Origin of the sequence: Ruegeria sp. AD91A (assembly GCF_003443535.1) — a bacterium.
Lineage (GTDB): Bacteria > Pseudomonadota > Alphaproteobacteria > Rhodobacterales > Rhodobacteraceae > Ruegeria.
In genome coordinates, this window is record NZ_CP031946.1 from 3063843 (window position 1) to 3082275 (window position 18433).

Annotated in this window: 11 protein-coding genes and 1 pseudogene; 4 read left to right on the plus strand and 8 right to left on the minus strand. The window is 52.6% G+C overall.

The annotated features are described in order from the left end of the window. Window positions 1-100 precede the first annotated feature (100 nt). The 4 genes from D1823_RS15375 to D1823_RS15390 all read right to left on the minus strand — a co-directional run bounded on the left by D1823_RS15375 (window position 101) and on the right by D1823_RS15390 (window position 4250). Window positions 101-769, minus strand: coding sequence for a hypothetical protein (locus D1823_RS15375; protein ID WP_117871483.1), 669 nt, complete (start codon window positions 767-769; stop codon window positions 101-103). Window positions 770-979: 210 nt separating this feature from the next. Then, window positions 980-1297 (minus strand): hypothetical protein, encoded by a 318-nt coding sequence (locus tag D1823_RS15380; RefSeq protein WP_117871485.1) that lies wholly within the window; start codon window positions 1295-1297, stop codon window positions 980-982. Between the two features lie 183 nt (window positions 1298-1480). Beyond that, on the minus strand, window positions 1481-2665 hold the full coding sequence (locus D1823_RS15385; protein ID WP_117871487.1) for a site-specific integrase: 1185 nt from the start codon (window positions 2663-2665) through the stop codon (window positions 1481-1483). A 655-nt stretch (window positions 2666-3320) separates the two neighbouring features. Then, complete coding sequence (locus D1823_RS15390; protein WP_162896856.1) at window positions 3321-4250, minus strand: esterase-like activity of phytase family protein; 930 nt, start codon at window positions 4248-4250, stop codon at window positions 3321-3323. Between the two features lie 950 nt (window positions 4251-5200). Here D1823_RS15390 and D1823_RS15395 point away from each other — a divergent pair. After that, window positions 5201-5455 carry a hypothetical protein gene (locus tag D1823_RS15395; protein ID WP_162896857.1) on the plus strand — a complete coding sequence of 85 codons (255 nt, stop codon included), beginning with the start codon at window positions 5201-5203 and terminating at the stop codon, window positions 5453-5455. Between the two features lie 376 nt (window positions 5456-5831). Here the strand turns inward: D1823_RS15395 and D1823_RS15400 are convergent, their stop codons facing one another. The 3 genes from D1823_RS15400 to D1823_RS15410 are packed head-to-tail and all read right to left on the minus strand — an operon-like array spanning window position 5832 to window position 14592. Beyond that, complete coding sequence (locus D1823_RS15400) at window positions 5832-6857, minus strand: adenylate/guanylate cyclase domain-containing protein (protein WP_117871492.1); 1026 nt, start codon at window positions 6855-6857, stop codon at window positions 5832-5834. Further along, window positions 6850-7191: an Hpt domain-containing protein gene (locus D1823_RS15405; protein ID WP_117871494.1), complete on the minus strand. Its 342-nt coding sequence runs from the start codon at window positions 7189-7191 to the stop codon at window positions 6850-6852. The genes D1823_RS15400 and D1823_RS15405 overlap by 8 nt, the downstream gene beginning before the upstream one ends. 3 nt (window positions 7192-7194) lie before the next feature. Then, on the minus strand, window positions 7195-14592 hold the full coding sequence (locus D1823_RS15410) for a GAF domain-containing protein (protein WP_162896858.1): 7398 nt from the start codon (window positions 14590-14592) through the stop codon (window positions 7195-7197). Window positions 14593-15289: 697 nt separating this feature from the next. Between D1823_RS15410 and D1823_RS22140 the strand changes: the two are divergent. Next, window positions 15290-15433, plus strand: a pseudogene (locus D1823_RS22140) (integrase); the annotation flags it as partial. 134 nt (window positions 15434-15567) lie between these two features. Here the strand turns inward: D1823_RS22140 and D1823_RS15415 are convergent. After that, entirely contained in the window at window positions 15568-17037 is a 1470-nt protein-coding gene (locus D1823_RS15415) for a di-heme oxidoredictase family protein (RefSeq protein WP_162896859.1), read from the minus strand. Between the two features lie 366 nt (window positions 17038-17403). Between D1823_RS15415 and D1823_RS15420 the strand changes: the two genes are divergently transcribed. After that, the gene (locus tag D1823_RS15420; RefSeq protein WP_117871500.1) at window positions 17404-17925 is read left to right on the plus strand and encodes a hypothetical protein; all 522 of its coding nucleotides are present in this window, start codon (window positions 17404-17406) and stop codon (window positions 17923-17925) included. A gap of 77 nt (window positions 17926-18002) precedes the next feature. Beyond that, window positions 18003-18383, plus strand: a complete 381-nt coding sequence (locus D1823_RS15425) for a PepSY domain-containing protein (protein WP_162896860.1) — start codon at window positions 18003-18005, stop codon at window positions 18381-18383. Window positions 18384-18433 lie beyond the last annotated feature (50 nt).

Sequence of the window (18433 nt, forward strand, 5' to 3'; positions counted from 1 at the left end):
TGCCTCGCTGCATGTCGTTTCGTTGCAACCAAAATGCAGCGTAGGAGCGGATTATTCTAATGTCATATATGGCTCAAAATTTGTCCATTTATGACATCCCCTATTTTTTATGGCCAAACAGCCGCAATGTCGCGTTGCCGATGGCCTGCGACGTTGGGAATTTGTGGTTCGGATCAACCCAGAAGAATGCATATAGGAAGCTGAAGAAGTCGTTTTTGTAAGGCTGGTCTGCGTCTGAGTCGTCATAGCGGCGTCTTTCCATCGGATCGCGCCCTGTATAGTGCCGAAATACTCTGGCGAGCTGTTGGATCGTTTGTTCCAAGCTTTCGTTTTGTTTAGGGCGCTCGCGTGGGCGTTTGTGATGCTCCAGTGCGTCTCCAATTAAGAAGGCTATCTCGGGAAGTTTCGTTTTCAGGGCATCAATCAGATACTCTCCGTAGTCCAACCCTTCGTGATCAGCACCCAACGCGTTTTCAAAATAATCTTCTGGCTCATTTGCCATTCCTACCTCTTCAATTTCCCATCGAATGGATGGAGGCAAGTTTGAAAGCTGCTCCAGCAGAGCTTCGACGGTTTTGTCGAGTTTGCTATAAATCGCTCTGCGCTCTTTCGCAGGAAGTTGTGACATCCGACGATCGTTGGGGCGGTAGTGCTGAGCAATCCATTCAATGTCGGCAGCAAACCCTTCTGCGACAGGCAAAGGGAGTTGCATTTGACTCCACATGTTTTCGAAGTCCAGTTCGCTTTTCTTGTCGTTATTGTCCAGCATACGTACTGAGCCTGTTTTGTTGTTTTTCTTAATTTCGCTGAGTGGCGGCCTATGTAACGTAACCTATATGTAGAGCGCACAATTCCGAACCTATGCCCTTATGTAATGTAACGCTACCGTGCAACCCGCAGTGATGTGGCTCTAACATCCTTTCGAACTGCGCGGGCCTACCGTGCCGCGACTGATTCCTCTGCATGCTGAACGGCATCATCACTCATCTTTGTCACCCTGTATTTTGAGACGATTCAATTTTTGGGTCCGTTGGTTGCCGCTTTCATGAAGCGACTTCCACGTTTTGTTTTTTTGGTTTTCGCGGTGCCACAGTCCAAGTGGTTCCTGCCCTTCAGCTTTAAGAACAGCTCTGAGACTTCTCCGGTAACCCTTCTCGGCGTGGTTACGTTTAGGATCGCGATTCTTACCCTGTGGCTTGGGTGCCAGCAGTCGTCCGAAGAAGCTACGTGTCGAGCTAATCAGAGATGCGCACAGAACTATTTCCACCAACAAAGCTAACCAGAATACTGCAGGCATTTTCTCCTCATCGGGCGGTGTCGTATTAGTTTGCTGAAATTTAAAGTCTCAATAAGATAACTATTCATAGTTATTTAAAATTGCGACCGAACGCCAAATCTTTGTTGGATTTCGCCAACAGTCGTCAATCGCAGTACATTGAATGCGTGGCGTCGCTTTCACCACCTCGGATTCTGATTGTGACTAACCGGCGACTTTCAAAGGTGCAGAGCGAATGTCTTTGCGAACCGCCCGGGCCAATCTTGACGCCACTAATCCTGCGGCACGTTGGACGGCATCATCGGCAAGGTGCGCGTAGCGCAGGGTCGTTGTTAGGTTTTTATGCCCCATGATTTCTTTCAGAGTGAACGGATCGATCCCGTCTTTCATGGCGACCGAAGCATATGTATGTCGCAGGTCGTGAATGCGGACGTCCTCCAACCCTGCCGTCTTACGTATACGCCGCCACGGCTTTTGCAGGTTGTTCAAAGGGCCATCATCTGACTCCCCTAGTATGACATGGGGGTTTCCCGGTTGCCGGGGCAATTCCATCAGGATGTCATAGGCTTCCCGTGGCAGGGGAATGCGGCGGCGTCCGGTCTTGCTGTCCGGCAATACCAGATGGTGCGACGTTACATAGTCCCAGCGCAGGGTCAGAATCTCGCTGAGGCGGCATCCGGTGTAAATCAGCAGTAGCAGGGCCGACACCACGTAAACGGTCTCTGTGCCGTCTTCCAGCGCCTCGGCCAGCACTTCGCCAAGCCGTATTTGTTCCTCGTCTGAAAGATAGCGTTTCTTTTCTTCTTCGCGGAATTTCTTGATCCGACGGGCCGGGTTCGATCCGGGTTGCCGAAATCCCCAATCTTCGGCCAGATTGAACAGCTTCGACAACATCGCCGCAGCTCGGTTGGCCTGATAGGGCGTTTCGCGCAAACCGTGATGAAAAGCCACAACATCGGCGCGGGTCACTTCGGCAATCGGAATCGGGCCAAGTTTGGGTCTGATGAATCTGCGAATGACGCTGTGATAATCGCGGGCTGTGGTCGGCTTACAATGCTGATCGACATATTCTTCAAGGAACCGGTCACACAGCCCGGCAACGGTTGGTGCGCGCCGTTTGGCCTGTTTCTCGGCAGATGGGTCTGATCCGCGCGCCACGTCGCCCAAAAGCAGCTTGGCGTGTGTCCGCGCTTCCTCAGCCGTCAGAACGCCATGCTGACCTATAGTGATCCGTCGCGTCCGGCGACCAGCTCGATATTGAACTAGATAGGTCTTTTTACCGGACGGATAGACCCGCAGCCCAAAGCCGCGCATGTCCCGGTCCCAGACAAGGTATTCCTTGGTCTCAACGGCAAGCCCCTCAACCGCGCGTTTGGTCAATTTGAACATATCCAGAACACTCCTTGCTTCCGGCCTGCTTCCGGAAGCTATACGGAAGCAAATGGCGGCGAATTCTGGAGTAATTCATGAATTCAAGGCGCAACGAAGATCAACGTAAATAATTGTTTTACCTTCATTTTTGTCAATATGGCGAAATCCGGAGAAATACAGCGAAATGGCTCTGGCCGTTCTTTTAATCAGTGGGTCGCAGGTTCGAATCCTGCACGGCTCACCACTTTTTTCAGATAGAAACCAATTTGTTAGCTATCCTTGCGCCAACATGGCGGCTAGTTTAGCTGGATACCTGGATACTTTTTGGGGAAAAAACCCTAAGGTAAATGCGTCAATGAGTATGCTGTTTGCTTCGACCAGTACACTTGCGGCTATGAAGGCTTCACGTGTAAATCCAATTTGACTGATCTAGCTACCGAGTACGATGACTTGGTCTACGACTATAATAACCTAATGAGCTCGTATAACGCGCTTCGCTATGACGCTGAGGAACTATTTGAAAACTACCAGCACTATTCTCAGAATACAAAAGTGTAGTTTCAGAAAGAGACAATATCGTGTCGTGCGTTGAATCCGCCTCTTCGATTTCGGAAGCTCGATACTGCTTTTAGTTGAGGTTTTTTTTCATTGAAGCCTCAACTTCGAACGGGAATTAGCGACGCAGTTCGTTCCAGCGGTATTCGACGATTTCGGTATCCAAGAACGTGCGGAAATTGTCATCGGATACCATTGTCAATCTGATTGCATTTGAAGCGTCGGACCATACTGCAATGCCCTCTAAGTTGCCGTGGGTGCGTATCTTGGTTTGTAGAAGAATGTCGGTTTCGACAATTCTGTCTTCCACGAATGCGAAGCGCCTCACCCTATTTGAAAAACCAATCCCCCAAACAAATCGTCGTTCCAGCAAATACAAATGACCATCAGGTCCAGTGTCAGCTCCCACCGGCACGTAAGAACCACTTTTCCGAATCTCGCCTGATACAGACCATTCACCTTTCTCTAGGCGAAATATAGGAAAGGAATTTTCCGGCCATGTCTCTGGTATCGCAATGACCCGGCCCTGTGGGTCAAGTGACAGCGCTTCTAGTCCCTGATTGTAAGGCAACGACCTGAACGCTTGGGTTTCGGTCTCGTAGTCGATATGGTTTGCCGTGTATTCGCCGGGGTTGAAGTACTCAACGTCGTGGTAGTTTTCAGTGCTGACCCAAAGCCTACCATTCTTCTCCAACGCGAGCGCTTCCAGGTCACTGTTTACTTCATCATGGTAATTCATCGAGCCCGGAGTTCTGGGGCGAACAATCTCCATGTTTTGAATGCCGACAATTGAGTCACCTTGCCTTCGTACTTTGGCAAAAACCAGCATCGGCCTGTCTGACACGGCAATCAGCTTTGTTCCGTCTTCACTTATTTCCAAACCAGATAGGCCGCCAAATCTTTCTTCTCCCGGCCATCTCCAACTTAGCTCACTCAACAACTCCAATTGCGAAGCAGCACCGTCATTTAAGTGAGCAATATATGCTCTCAGGGAAGCTAGGCTGGCCAAAACAGAGCACACCACAAGAAAAAGCGAAGTACGTTTCAAAGGAATTTTCCGAACAAGTCACATTTCTCGCATGACAATGACGAAACGAACAATAACGTCGCAACAGAATCCTGCAATCGTTCGCGCCAGAAGTGGTAACCACTGATTGAGCATACTCGGCCCAAGTCTGAACCTACTATCACGATACCAGAGGATGCGCTCAAATTTGAATAATCCCCAAGAAAAAAATACACCGAGCGCAATCGGTGCAGGGCCAAGCCCGACAAGGGTCAAGTTGCATTGGTGGTCTTCCCTTGAACGGCAGATAGCCGACTTACATTCACGGCGCTATACAGCTGGACCACAGGACCACTGGGCAGCAATGCGTGATTGGTTAGTTCAGAATGACGTCCCTGCTCCAAGAAATCTTCCTGGATGGCCGGAACATTTATAGAGGCTGGCTGAGGGGGTCGAGGCCAGCCTCTATCTTCGTCACGAGGGGGTAAGTGGTTATTCTAATCCCACACTACTCAATATGAGCGAAGCCCGAAATTGGGGGATTCCCGTAACGGCGCTGTTTCGATCAAAAAGGTTCGTTTCCTGAGGGTAAACAGTCAGTTGCCGAACGAGCTATGGACACAAATTTGCCACAATGCGATCCTCTTGACGTGGGTGGCATGCTTTTATTTTAGCACTTTCTGGTTTTTCTGACTGGATTTGAGGGGGTTACCTAGCACGGTGTGCCACCCCACGAGTTATTCGTAAAACAGGCCGAAGCAAGAACCGCGTTTTTCAGATGTCATTGCGCTTTGGTAATCTTCATCGAACGGTCGCAATCAGAACACTTCGCTCCCATATCACTTATATGCGGCGCGTCATGATGGGGTTTAGCGATTTCAATGAGGGGGTACGAGTTCGGCGCGTCGCAACCCCAACATGTTTTTCTGGCAAGAAACACCGGCTGTCTTGATATCAGAGTGACTGAATAAGAACGCGGGTTCAGAGCACCAATGAATATCGATGAACCTAAACTAGTAATGTCAGACAAGTGCAAGTCCGAGCTTGTTGATGGGTATCGGTTTGAAATCGAAATCTACCGCCTGGACAACCAGAACAAGTGGACGTTGAAAGCGGTGGACTGCAAAGATGCCAGCTATGGCTGGGACGACAAGTTTGTTTCGGATCAGGAAGCCTTGAGTGCTGCAATTGAGATTCTGAACAATGAAGGCGCTTTGGGCTTCATGGGTAAGGACACGAAGCCTTAGGGCAATTCCTTTCGGAGGATCTCTACATGTCGACTATCATGCGTTCGAGTTGGCGTGAAATACGCACGTGTTCAGTAACGGCCTTCCTCATCTCCTGAGCTTCTCTGGTGCGCATTCCGTGCTTGTAGGCGGGGTTGACTGACCCAGAACCATGCCCGCCGCCTGCGACATCCATACGGCAAACCGACCAACCCTTTACAGCAGGATTTTTGCATTGAACGCCACTACGTTTGGACGTCGCCGTGCATCGGGGTGCTCCATGTACTCTTTGCATAGGGTTCGCGAATCCAAATTGAGCGGCTGCGACGACGGGGAGTTTAGTAGTAAGCGATCTTTCAGGAAATGATATCGGAGAAACGATACTCGTGTCGGAAAATCACAAAGCGTGAATGTCCAATGGATCGGAGAAGCCCTTGATCTGGCTCCCGCCAAATGTCTCCTGAATATCAACTCCGTCGAGCAGATCCAGGGTCTCTTGATCAACCAAAATCCGGCTTCCGGTGTTCTGGGTTTCCGCTTCCAATCGGGCTGCGAGATTTACTGCGGATCCGATACAGGTATAGGTCGCCCGATTGTCAGTACCGGCATAGCCCGCGACGACTTCGCCTGTGGCGATACCGATCCCGATCCTGAGACCCCGTTCTCCATCCGCGAGCCGGTCATGATTCAGCATCTCTATCATGCTATGCATTTCATGCCCCGCAGCTACAGCACTTTGCGCAGTATTGTTCAGAGGTTGTGGAACACCGAAGAGAGCCATCAACCCGTCACCCAGCATCAGGCTGACAATGCCGCCATTGCTGGTCACCGCCTCGAACATCAACGTGTAGAAGGTGTTGAGTAGATCAATTGTTGCCTCGGGCGCTAAGTTTTCTGAAAGGGCTGTGAAACCGCGAATGTCGCAAAAAAGAACCGATGCGTTTGCACGTTTGCCACCGATGGCAAACCCAGACTCTTGCAGGTCTTGCGCAACCTCGGTGGTTGCGAAGCGTTCGAGAAGGCGTCTTTGTTCGTCCCGCAGTCGCTTTTTTTCAAGGCAGCTGGAGACGCGGGCGCTGAGAAGCGTCTTGTTCACCGGCTTGGGCAAGTAGTCTTCTGCGCCTAACTCGATGCAGCGCACAATATTGTCGAGCCCTTCGACCGAAGAAGTCACAATCACCGGCAATTCGCGCAGGTCGGGATCCGCATTGATTGCCTCCAGAACCTGAAATCCGTCCATTTCCGGCATTTCGATATCGAGTAGAAGCAGGTCATAAGACTGACTCGACAACATCTCCATCGCAACGAGGCCGTTCTCCGCGACAGAGGCTTTGTGCCCCAACAGTTCAACGTTGCGAGACAGGAGTAGCCGATTGACTTTGTTGTCATCAACGATGAGGAGATGGCCGGGTGCATCAGTCATTGTTCAGGGTCCGCAGGGCCACAGCAGCTTTGGCGAAAGCGGCCTCCAGGGCTTTCGCATCTGTAAGGTCACCAGTCGCGGGTATGTCCCCGAGCTCGATTTTTCTGGCCAACTCGGCCAGTGCAGTCGCACCAAAGGTGTTTGCATTCGATTTAATGGAATGAGCCGCGCGGCGATATCCATCAGCATCGGACACGTCGGCAGCCGCTTTCAATTCGGCAATCATGCCGGGTGCTTCGTCGAGAAAGGTGTTTACAAGCTCGGCGGCGAATTCGTCGCCAGTCGCGTCCTTGAGTTCAGCGAAGATATCAAGATCAATTGGGCCGTTTGTCATGGATTACTTGCTTTTTCTGGGAACATTCAAAAGGGCTTCGATAAGAATAGGCAGGCGTATCGGTTTGGCGATGTAGTCGTCCATCCCGGCATCCAAACACATCTCGCGGTCGCCTTGCATGGCGTTGGCAGTCATGGCGACTATACGCGGTCGGTCTTCTTCGGGGAAATCTTTGTTTATGCGGCGTGAAGCTTCGAGCCCATCCATTTCGGGCATCTGCACGTCCATCAATACGATATCGTATGTTTGCCGGTTCACACTTTCGACCGCCTCAGCGCCGTTGCTGGCCAAATCAGCGCGATAGCCCATCTGTTCCAGCAGGCGAAGCGCAAGTTTCTGGTTCACCAGATTATCCTCAGCTAGCAGAATACGCAGAGGGTGGCGTTTTGCCATCTCTGGATCGGTCTGGGGTTTGTCTGCGGGCTTGGTCGGTTTCACGGGGATATCTTCGGTCGAAAACAAAGTGACCAGAGTGTCGAAGAGATGCGACTGACGCAATGGCTTGGCGAGGTTGGCAGCAAAGAGGCCGTCTTCAAGGTCAATTTCACGTGGACCAAGAGAACTAAAGAGGATCAGCGGCAAGTCCGGATGCTTGGCCCGAATTTTCTGGGCAAGTTCCTCGCCATCCATTTCTGGCATGTGCATGTCGAGAATGACCAGATCGAACTTTTTAGCCTTCTCGAGCGTGGCCAGCGCATCGGACGGGGTTTCGCAGGTAGTAGTTTGAGTGCCCCATTTCTCGGTCTGGAGCGACAGGATTTTACGGTTGGTGGCGTTGTCATCCACCATAAGGATGTGCTTGCCTTCAAGCTCGGACTGAACACCCGTCAGATCGCGCGAGGATGATTTGACCGGTTTGGAGGGTTTGGCCCGGATCGTAAACACAAAGGTCGAGCCATGCCCTTCGCCGTCACTTTGTGCCCACATGGTGCCGCCCATGAGTTTCGCAAGACGCTTGGAAATTGCCAGGCCGAGTCCGGTGCCGCCATATTTGCGGGTTGTTGAACTATCTGCCTGACTGAAGGACTGGAACAGACGGCTCATCCCTTTTTCGCTCAGGCCAATTCCAGTGTCGCGGACTTTGAAAGTAAGCTCAATCGATCCGCGTTTCCTGGCGGTTTGTTCAACAGATAAAACCACTTCACCGCTTTCGGTGAACTTCACCGCGTTGGAAAGCAGGTTCAGCAGGATCTGCCGCAACCGGGTCAGGTCAGCACTGATTGCAAGGGGCAGAGCGTCGTCAAACTCATAGGCCAGATCAAGCTGCTTCTCGGCGGCACTACTGCTGATCAGATCAAGCGCGCTTTCGATACACTCACGTAGATCAAAGGGATGGTTCTCGATGTCCATCTGTCCGGCTTCGATTTTTGAGAAATCGAGGATTTCGTTAATTATGCCCAGTAGTGCGTCACCACTGTCGCGGATCGTGTTGGCATAATCGCGTTGCTCGGAATCTAACTCTGTATCCATCAAGAGCCCACTCATCCCGATGACGGCATTCATTGGTGTGCGGATTTCGTGGGACATGGTGGCGAGGAACGCGCTTTTTGCTTCGTTAGCGGTCTCGGCCACCTCACGGGCCTTTTCGACCTCGCGGAAAAGGCGCACGTTCTCAATCGCAATCACAGCCTGATCGGCGAATGAAAACGCGAGGTCGATCTCGTCTTTGGTGAAAACGCCGGCCGTTTGTCGGGCAAAGACCAGCACACCCAGACACGCCGTACCCTTCATGAGGGGAAGTAAAAGAGCTGCCCGAATTCCGTGCCTGTCGTATGTGATCTGCTCGAACGGCGAGAGCTCAAGCGCGTCCCAATCTGGCAAGTGGAGCATCTTTTTTTCGTGTAAAACCTGTGCCGGGAAGCTGGACATAGGGTCGGGATCGATGGGAAAGCTCTGGTTCCCTTCCAGGGCTTCCACGCCTTCTCCGGTAACCCTCGCAAGAACCTCGAACGTGTTGTCTTGCGCAGTCATGGCTGCAACCATATCGGACGAGACCAACCGCACACCCGCTTTGGCAATAGCCTCAAAGACAGGTTTGATATCATCGGGTGACTGGCTGATCACCCGTAATATGTCCGCACTTGCGGTTTGGCGTGCCAATGATGCTTGTGTTTCATTGAACAGACGCACGTTTTCCAGCGCGATGATAGCCTGATCCGCGAAAGATTCGGCAATGGCTACTTCGTCATCACTGAAAGCCTTCGACGTTTTCCGAATAAAGGCGAGAGTGCCGAAACAGTCTTTCCCTCGCATCAAGGGTACCATCAAGAACGACTTGAATCCTTGCCGCTCGACGATTTCCGTGTCCCGCGGAGATAGTTCCTCAAAGCGCGAGTCATCCAATTGCAGCGTCTTGCCTCTCTGGATGACGCGGGATGGCAGGTTGTCGTCGGGATCAATTGGCAGGCGCTCAGTCCAAGTGATTTCCTCTAAACCATCCGGAGTTGCGGCCGCCACTTGCCAGTATTCAGTTTTGTTAGCCTGCATGGCAATCGACAAGTCGCAATCGATAAGAGCCGTAGCCAGTCCGACAATCTTCTCAAAAACCGGTTTGGTATCTGTCGGGGATTCCGAGATCACTCTGAGGACATCCGCACTTGCCGTTTGGCGAGAGAGTGCGACTTGCGTATCGTTGAACAATTGAGAGTTTTGAATCGCTATGATCGCCTGCGAGGCAAAGGTCTCCATCTGCTTGATTTGCTTGTCCTCAAAGGCGGCTTTATTTTGGCTGCCCATACTGATGACACCTATCGTGTCACCGTCGCGTATCAAAGGTACAGAGAGAACCGACCTGTATCCATGCAAGTTGGTCCTAAGGACTGGATCATAATTAGGGTCCGCTTGAGTATCCTCAACGTAATCGGCGCGCCCATATAAAAGCGCCCGGGCGGTCGCCGACGTTTCCCCCGGTTCAAATGGATGCGACTCGAGAAATTTGACAAAACTCTCTGTGAGATTGTGCCCGGCAAAGAAATGAAATTTTCCGTCCTCGGGTTTCTTAAGCGCCACAAAAGCATCTTGCAGGCGGCAGATGCGCGACGAAACCGCCACCAACGCTTCCAAAACCGGCTCTAAAGCGTCAGGGGAACGGGAAATCACCTCAAGCACTTCGGATGTGGCTTTCTGATACCCCAATGCCTCTTCAACTTCTGCAGTGCGGGCCTGCACTTCTTTGAACAGTCGCGTATTGTTGATGGCGATTACGGCCTGGGACGCGAAAGTTTCCAGCAGGCTGACTTGTTTGTCGCTAAACGCTGCTGCCTGCCGATGCGCCATAACAATAACGCCAACAGTTACGCCATTGCTGACCAAGGGGACACCAAGGGTGGTTAGGTAGTCCCCGATCTCAGCCGCTTTTTTCCATGTGTAAGTCGGATCCCTACGGGTGTCTTTTATATAAACCGTCTTGCCGTGCAAGGCCGTGCGCCCGATGCAAGAACCTTCCTCTGGCGCGATAGGGTTATCGGACAGGAATTTGAGAAAAGCACCACTGACATTGTGGGACATGGCCACGCGGTAAAGGCCATCGTCAGCATCCTTCATTGCAAAGAACGCGTATTCCGGTGAACAGATACGCGACGAAACCTCCAGGATGGCGTCCAAAACCGGTGGAAGATCGTTCGGTGAGCGGGATATGACGCCGAGCACTTCAGACGTGGCTGTCTGGTACTTCAACGCCTCTTCGACTTCCGCGGTGCGAGCCTGAGTTTCTTGCATCAAACGGACATTTTCGATGGCGATACTCGCTTGGGCAGCGAAACTTTGGACCAACTCGATTGTTTCAGGTGCTGGTTCTTCTGTGCCTGGCCAGCCAAGGTTGATGCAGCCCCACACTTTGCCGCCTGCCTTGATTGGCACGCCCAGCATACGACGCCATCCAACAGCTGCGGCGAACTCCGGGGCGTAGTACGTCGATTTCTGTGCATCTTCGATTTGAACCGGGGCACCTGCTTCGACAACAAAAGCCGACATGTGCCCTTCTGTATCAGAGACCGGGTAATCCGACATCAGCTCCGAAAACAACTCCAACGGAAATCCGTGTTGCGCACAGTAATAGAATTTGTCGTTTTTATATTGATCCAACACGCAGAACCGCGCGCGGCTGAGTTCGGCTGATTTTTTGACGATAAGGTCAAACACCGGCTGCAAATTGGAAGTCGCTTCGTTGATAATATGCAGAACTTCTGCACTTGCTTGTTCGCGCACCAGCGCTTCTTCAACTTCGGCGGTACGGGCCTGGACTTCTTCAAACAACCGGGTGTTGTTGATCGCAATTACAGCTTGGGCCGCGAACGTTTCCAAGAGGGCGATTTGTTTTGAATCGAATGGTGCGACTTTGTCGTGGCAGAGCACGATCACACCGACCACGACCTTATCCTTGACCAATGGGACACCCAGAAGCGAGCGATACTTGCCAATACGTGCGGCTTCCTTCCAGGCGTATTCGTTAGCTTCAGTGTCCTCGTAGTAGACTGTTTCGCCGCGTGCAGCTGTTTGGCCAATACCGCTCCCATGACCTGCCGGCACTGGGTGTGCCTTCATGAACTTCATGAAATCACTGTCAAAGTCGAGCATGATGTCAGTATGGTAAAGGTTGTCTTGGGGATTCAGAATCGAGATTGCCGCATATTTTGGCTCGCAAATCCGGCTGGCGACTTTCAGTATCTCCTTCAGCACCGGCTCCAGCTCATTCGGAGATCGCGAAATCACCGACAATACGTCTGAAGTGGCAGTTTGATACTCCAGTGCCTGCGTGACTTCTTCTGTCCGCTCCTCCAACTCGTGGAAAAGGTTTGCGTTGGTAATCGCGATAACGGCCTGATCCGCAAAAGTTTCCAGCAGTTTGATCTGTTTGGCGGAAAAACCCAAGACCACTGGCGCCCCAAGAGAGATAACGCCTACGACTTCGCCGTTTTTGACAAGCGGAAGTCCAAGCAATGATTTGTAATCACCTACGCCGCTTTCTTCCAACCAGGTGTAGGTGTCATCCGCTTCGACATCTTCGACATAGCTTGTGCGTTTCGACAAGATCGCACGTCCACTTACACCGTTCTCCGTTGGCGAAATCGGGTGAGCTTTGACGTATTCTGTAAAGGCCGTGTCCTGTGTGAGCGTCGAGTGCACATGAAAAAGCCCATCGTCCGGGTTCAGCATCGCGACATAGGCATCCTGCAATTCGCAGATGCGCGACGCTTCTTTAAGAATGGCGTCCAGAACGGGCGACAGTTGATTGGGAGACGCTGAGATCACACGCAGCACTTCGGATGTTGAAGTCTGATACTCCAAGGCTTGCGTGACATCCGCGGTACGGTCCTGCACCTCTCGGAACTGGCGTACGTTATCCATTGCGATCACGGCTTGGGCCGCAAAGGTTTGGACCAGAGCGACATCATCATCCGAAAATGGCGAAACTTCACGGCGATAGAGAACGATCACCCCAAGACCCGTGTCGTCTTTCATCAACGGCACCGCAAGGACCGAGCGAGCCCCTTCGACTTCAACCATCTGAACCCGTTTTGGATCGCGATCCCGATAATAAAGCGGATCATCTGCTATATCGTCTTGCCGGATGACCTGGCCATCGATCATAGGGCGGATTGCAACGAGTTCCGTACGGGTCAAGGGCTCCACGAACCCCTTCAGGGCCTCATCAAAATCCGTTCGCGCACCGATATTGGCCGGAATTGTTGCAAGGCCACGTTCGTGATCGGCGACACACAGAAAGGCCAGCGGCGCTTTGCACAAACGGCTGGCATTTTCGAGTATGCTATTGAAGACAGGGCTATCGTCATCGCGACTGCGGCTGATGACTTCGAGGATTTCGCGCGACGCTTCTTCCCGTTCAAGCCGTTCCTGTACTTCGCGAAACTGACGCGTGTTTTCGATGGCAATGACTGCATGTTTGGCAAATTCTTCAATCAACTGCACGTCAGGGTCAGCAAATGGTCGGACCTCCCGGCGGCTGACCGCGATGGCACCAATGGCCTGATCTCCTTGCATCAGGGGAACCGCAACGCGTGATCGAATGCCTTCAACTTCGACCATCTTTATGGCTGTAGGATGCCCTGAGCGGAAAAAGTCCGTTTCAACCAGATCATCCACGCGAACAACCTGACCTGTCCGTATCGCCGTGGCAACGGTAACCGATCCTTCGATTAGCCATTCCTGTCCGATATCAAATTCGGTTTTCTGATGCCCCCAATTCGCAGCCAAACGGCCGTGGGTTCCAGCTTTATTGATCAAGACAAGCGCAGCCTGATCTGCGCCACAAACCTTAGTGGCTTGTTGAAGCACTGTGTCAAAGACGCGCGCATCGTCATCACGGCTTTGGCTAATGGCCGTTAGAATTTCCTGTGTTGCCGTCTGACGCTCTAATTGCGTGTGCAACTCATTCAATTGTCGCGTGTTGTCCAAGGCGATCACGGCCTGGGCGGCAAAGCCCTCAACCAGAGAAATCTCGTCCTCTGTAAAGGCCCGAACCTCACGTCGGTAAATGCCGATGACGCCCACGGGCGTTCCATCTGCCGACATTAGTGGGACCGTCAGAAATGACCGGACACCTTCTTCGTCTACAAGTTGACGGCGCCATGGGTCGCCTTTGATATACTGGTCAGTCAGGCGCAAATCGACATTGTGAATGACGCTTGCCTCGCGCACTGACTCCGCAATCTGGAGATATGAGTCCAGCGACCAGCGATCTACGCCTACCTCGTAGGTCGCCAACTGATCACCGAAATGGGCCGCATACTCAAGGTGGGTTCCTGCCTCATTCAAAAGGCTCAATGTGGCGACATCTGTTTCGCAAAGCCGGGCGGTGTTTTCCAGGATGGTCTGGAACACCGGCGTCTCATCTTCTCGTGATTGGCTAATTGTCTCAAGAACTTCACGCGTGGCGCCTTCGCGTGCCAGGCGGATCTGCAATTCGCGGAATTGGCGCACATTCTCAATGGCGATTACCGCTTGGGCGGCAAAGGTTTCGACGAGCTTGACCTGATCGTCGGTGTAGGGCCGCACCTCGTCTCGCGCCAACATCAAGCATCCGATTGCACCGCCATCCACCTTTAGAGGAACAAACAGATTACTGCGGCACCCATGCTTGTCGACAATCAGCTTGAACCGCTCATCGCCGGACTTGTGGAATTCAGTGTCTCCCATATCCACAACACGTTTGGTCTCGCCGTTGAGGATTGTTTCAGTCACCAGAGAATTGCCCGGCTCCATCGTGTATTTGCCGTCGCGCCAGAGCTGCTGAATGTCAGGGTGCAGGTTAACACTGGCCACGAGCCGCTGAAGTGCGTCGCCTTCCTGTCCAAGAACCAGACCAGCAAAAACAGCGTCGCAAAGGTCTTTGGCAAGCGCAACAATCAGATCGCAAACCGGCTGAACGTCGTCCTTGGTCACAGAGATCGCCTGCATCACCTGAGCGGTGGCTTCGAACCGCGCCTGTTGATCAGCTGCGCTTAACTCCGAACTTGGCGCAGATGATGGCGCGGGACTTATCGGGGTCCCTGATGCCTTTTTGTCGCCCAACTGAGCCCAAACTCCCACGTCAATTCTGACTAACAACTGCCCGGAGTTTAGAGAGCACGTTATAGAAGTCACTGGAATTCTTTACGGATGATGCCCTTTGCATTCATGCACGCGCGAGCACGGCCCACTTAGCTCGGATCATCTGACTGGTCAGCGCGATGAATCAACAGTGTAGTGCCAAGGCGCTGGATAGCCTTATAGGCCTTACCGTTCTGGCACTCCATATGCGCCTCGAAATCGTCAGGCGTTCGATCTCTGAGGCGCTCCACCGAGCGTCATTGCTTAAACCCAGACTTCTGTTGGCGAAAGGCAGCATGTACTGGGCACGCAAGCCCCTGTAAACTCTCTGGGAAGATGCACTGCGAAGTGTACTGCTCGCTTAACAGGACGGCAGACATGTTCCCATCTCGGCCATCGAAGCAAAGGAAATGTTGCAAATGTCGGAATGGCCGCTTTCAGGAAGCTGATTAGTTAATCATGGTTCAAGCTCAATGTCCGGCCCATACCTGCCGTTGGCCGATGGGCGTCTTTTCTGCTGTGCGGACCGCCAAACCAGTCGTTCGCTCCAAAAGTTTGCGGTATAACCAAGAAGCGTGGCAACTTACGTACGGTTTAACTTCTGCTAGGTTATGCGAAAATGGTCAGTACAATTAGGTATCTGGACGCTGAGTTGGAAGACGCGCTTGTGATTGCAGAAGCTATTGAAATCTAATGACGCGGGCCGTCACACTCTCATAGAGCGATCAATGCCCGCGTTCCAGATATTCACTCAACGCGCAGTATTCAGGCAACTAGAATTCAATCGGCACCGGCCAAATCTGCCGTTCTACTTTTCTCAACCAGCAACTATTCTTCGACTGTCTTGTAAATAGTTAGATTCTCCAGAAAGGCGATGATTTTTGTTTGTTCACTTTCGCTGAGGTGGTTGTAGGCAGTGGCGCTGTCTGAGGCTTCACCCGCATGACTCACAATTGCCTCTTGCAGAGTGGTCGCCCGACCATCGTGCAGCCAGGGTCCAGTTGCTCCGACACCCGCCAGTGATCGCGTCAGAAACATAGAAGCCCCCAACCCAAGAGGGTCATCGGGATCTGCCAAGTCGGAACCCATATCGTGTCGTTTGAAGTCTGTGTACCATCGGGCCACTGGCTCACCTTCGGCATTCCGCGCTATTGCACCTAGATGGTGGACTGAACCGTCCAGCAGCTTAATCGAGTTGTTGGGCTGATCTCCGGCCAGATTGAATTTGATTGCACTGGCGACGTTCAGTCCACGAATATTCGGGTCAGATCCATCTGGAAACCTGGCATCGTAGAAACCCGGAATCTCGCTGGGTTCTTTAAACATTGCGTCCCGAAGGCTCATCGCTGGCATGTGACAACTGGTGCAGCCGATTTGAGCAAAAAGCGCCTCTCCTGCCAGAATACTGGTTCTTTCGGATCCAGAAAGGTCGATCAAACCCAGATCGGCCAGTTCAATCTTGGTTACCGGCCGTTCGAGGGCTGCCATGTATACTGTAAGAGCCGTTACGTCGCCGACGGTCAACTCATTCACCACACCATCGAAATCGCCATCCTGATCTCCGACAAGCTCGACGGCCTGTAATCCCAGTTCATTGTGCGCAGCATTCCTGGTGAATGCTCTGATCGTTGCATGATTACCCTTCCATCCAAACGGTTTGATCACGAGGTCCGGGTCTATACCACTCAACCCACTGGAATCCGTGTCGACGGAACAAGGGTCTTGCGAAATACGCGTCAGTGTCAACGTTCCAAAGTCAACGCCCTTGGACTCTAACTGAACTGAGGCGCGACCCGAATTACAGGCAACCTGATGGGCTGCATCACGCTGTTGATATAGGTCCGTGCTAATTTCTTCTGCAAGCCGCTGAGGGATACCAAGCGCAAACAAGGGGAGTGTATTTCTCTCAAGATATCTGGCTGCGTCGCCCGTATGCGCAGGATCCACAAGAACGTTCATTGCAACGTCACCCGCCCCATTGGCAATCGGCGCGTTGTGACAGGCAATACACGATGTCGCGTTAGCCCCTCCTTCGCGCTTTGGAAAATGCGAAGCCCACTCCGATGGGTCGGCGAGATCAGCCCGGGGAATGCGCGTAAAACGACGACCTTCGCCGATATTGGCACCGACCCCGCGCGCTGCGTCAAAGCTGAACTCGGTCAGTTCATCCCCTGCCTCGAAGGCCTCTAGAAACGCCTTGGTTGCCTCTCCGTTCTGTATCATGCGCGATAATTCGTGCTGATCGACGGGCGCAGGTTCCTCCTCAGCATAGGCCGACAAAGGCATCAGGCTTGCCATTATGAAGCTCAGGGTGCTTGGTCGCATATCGTGTCCACTTCTTGGTCGCGAGGTTCGTTTTGTAGTGACGGCTGAAGGGACTTGGGTGACATGTTTTCCGATCAGAAAGCCATTGTACTCAGGCTGCGAAAGGACGTTCTAAGCCAAAATCATATAGACCTTTGACACCGAAAATCTCATCGTGAAGAACGCCTTATGAACGCGCCAATTTTGAGCATTTCGGCCATGCTGGGCGCTTTTATGACTTTAGCTTATACCGCCAAAAATCAGGCTCGCGTCCAGTATTCCAATCGATGTTTTCACTGCATCTAGGCTTCACGGCACCAATCCAAGCCGCGCTAAATCTTACAAACAGGAAGACTAAACATGCGTACTCTCTCACTCCCTCACAGCCCGTTGATCCTTGCAGCCCTGATCACCGCAGTGTCGTTCCAGCCGCTACTTGCCCAAAGCATTTCGGTTGTTGACCCGAGTACAGGGGAAACCGTCGAGCTTTCGGAAGTGGATTTCGAAGCATTGTCCGAGGAAGAACGTGCCGATATTCGGGATCAGCTGAAAGAACAGGGAGTCCAGCCCCGAGGCGGTGATCGGAACGCCCTCGACATTTCAGAGGTTGAAGTCGTCGACCCTTCAACCGGCGAAACCGTGGCGCTGGGGGATATCGACCACTCAAGCTTGAGTCCCGAAGATCGGCGGAACATCGGCGATCAACTGGCCGAACAAGGGGTCCCAGCAGGTCGCGGCGGGCGTGACGATGCAGGCCGAAATCCGGATTCCGGCACCGAGACGGTTGACTCTGGCGAAAGGGGCGGCAGTGGCGAAGGTCGTGGAGATCGCGGCGGCGAAGGTCGTGGCGGCCACGGCGGTCGGGGCGGTCCTCGCGGGTAACATAAAGCCACCGCGCACCGGTTGACACGGTGCGCGGTAACCCCTTAGCCAAATTGCAAAGGTACGGGAACTTTATGATGTTTAGATCACCTATCCTCGCAAGTTTTGCGGTGGTCATGCTCTTGCACTCGCCGGCGCAGGCTCAGGTATCCGTTGCGGATGACGTCATCGCGCGGATTGAGGCCGAAGGTTACACGGTCGAGGAAGTAAAACGGTCTTGGCTGGGCCGCATCGTCATCACCGCGAGTGATCAGAATGAGCTGCGCGAGGTGGTGTTGAACCGTACATCCGGAGAGGTTTTGCGAGACCAAAGTTTCTCGAAGAAATCACATGGCGACCGGCGCCCTGCACCGCCAGCCAACAAACCAGACAAACCTTCCCAGCCGAGCGAACCAAATGCGCATGGCGGTCCCAAAGGGGGTGGCGGACAAGGCGGTAAAGGAAAAAACGGTGGGTAATCCAACATGAGAGAACCTGCTGAAACAGAATTTACCAGCGCACGGTGCCG

What these genes read in the sequence shown, in the direction of transcription:
- D1823_RS15375 (WP_117871483.1), bottom strand. Translation starts at nt 769, where the DNA reads ATGCTGGACAATAACGACAAGAAAAGCGAACTGGACTTCGAAAACATG.
- D1823_RS15380 (WP_117871485.1), bottom strand. Translation starts at nt 1,297, where the DNA reads ATGCCTGCAGTATTCTGGTTAGCTTTGTTGGTGGAAATAGTTCTGTGC.
- D1823_RS15385 (WP_117871487.1), bottom strand. Translation starts at nt 2,665, where the DNA reads ATGTTCAAATTGACCAAACGCGCGGTTGAGGGGCTTGCCGTTGAGACC.
- D1823_RS15395 (WP_162896857.1), top strand. Translation starts at nt 5,201, where the DNA reads ATGAATATCGATGAACCTAAACTAGTAATGTCAGACAAGTGCAAGTCC.
- D1823_RS15400 (WP_117871492.1), bottom strand. Translation starts at nt 6,857, where the DNA reads ATGACTGATGCACCCGGCCATCTCCTCATCGTTGATGACAACAAAGTC.
- D1823_RS15405 (WP_117871494.1), bottom strand. Translation starts at nt 7,191, where the DNA reads ATGACAAACGGCCCAATTGATCTTGATATCTTCGCTGAACTCAAGGAC.
- D1823_RS15415 (WP_162896859.1), bottom strand. Translation starts at nt 17,037, where the DNA reads ATGGCAAGCCTGATGCCTTTGTCGGCCTATGCTGAGGAGGAACCTGCG.
- D1823_RS15420 (WP_117871500.1), top strand. Translation starts at nt 17,404, where the DNA reads ATGCGTACTCTCTCACTCCCTCACAGCCCGTTGATCCTTGCAGCCCTG.
- D1823_RS15425 (WP_162896860.1), top strand. Translation starts at nt 18,003, where the DNA reads ATGTTTAGATCACCTATCCTCGCAAGTTTTGCGGTGGTCATGCTCTTG.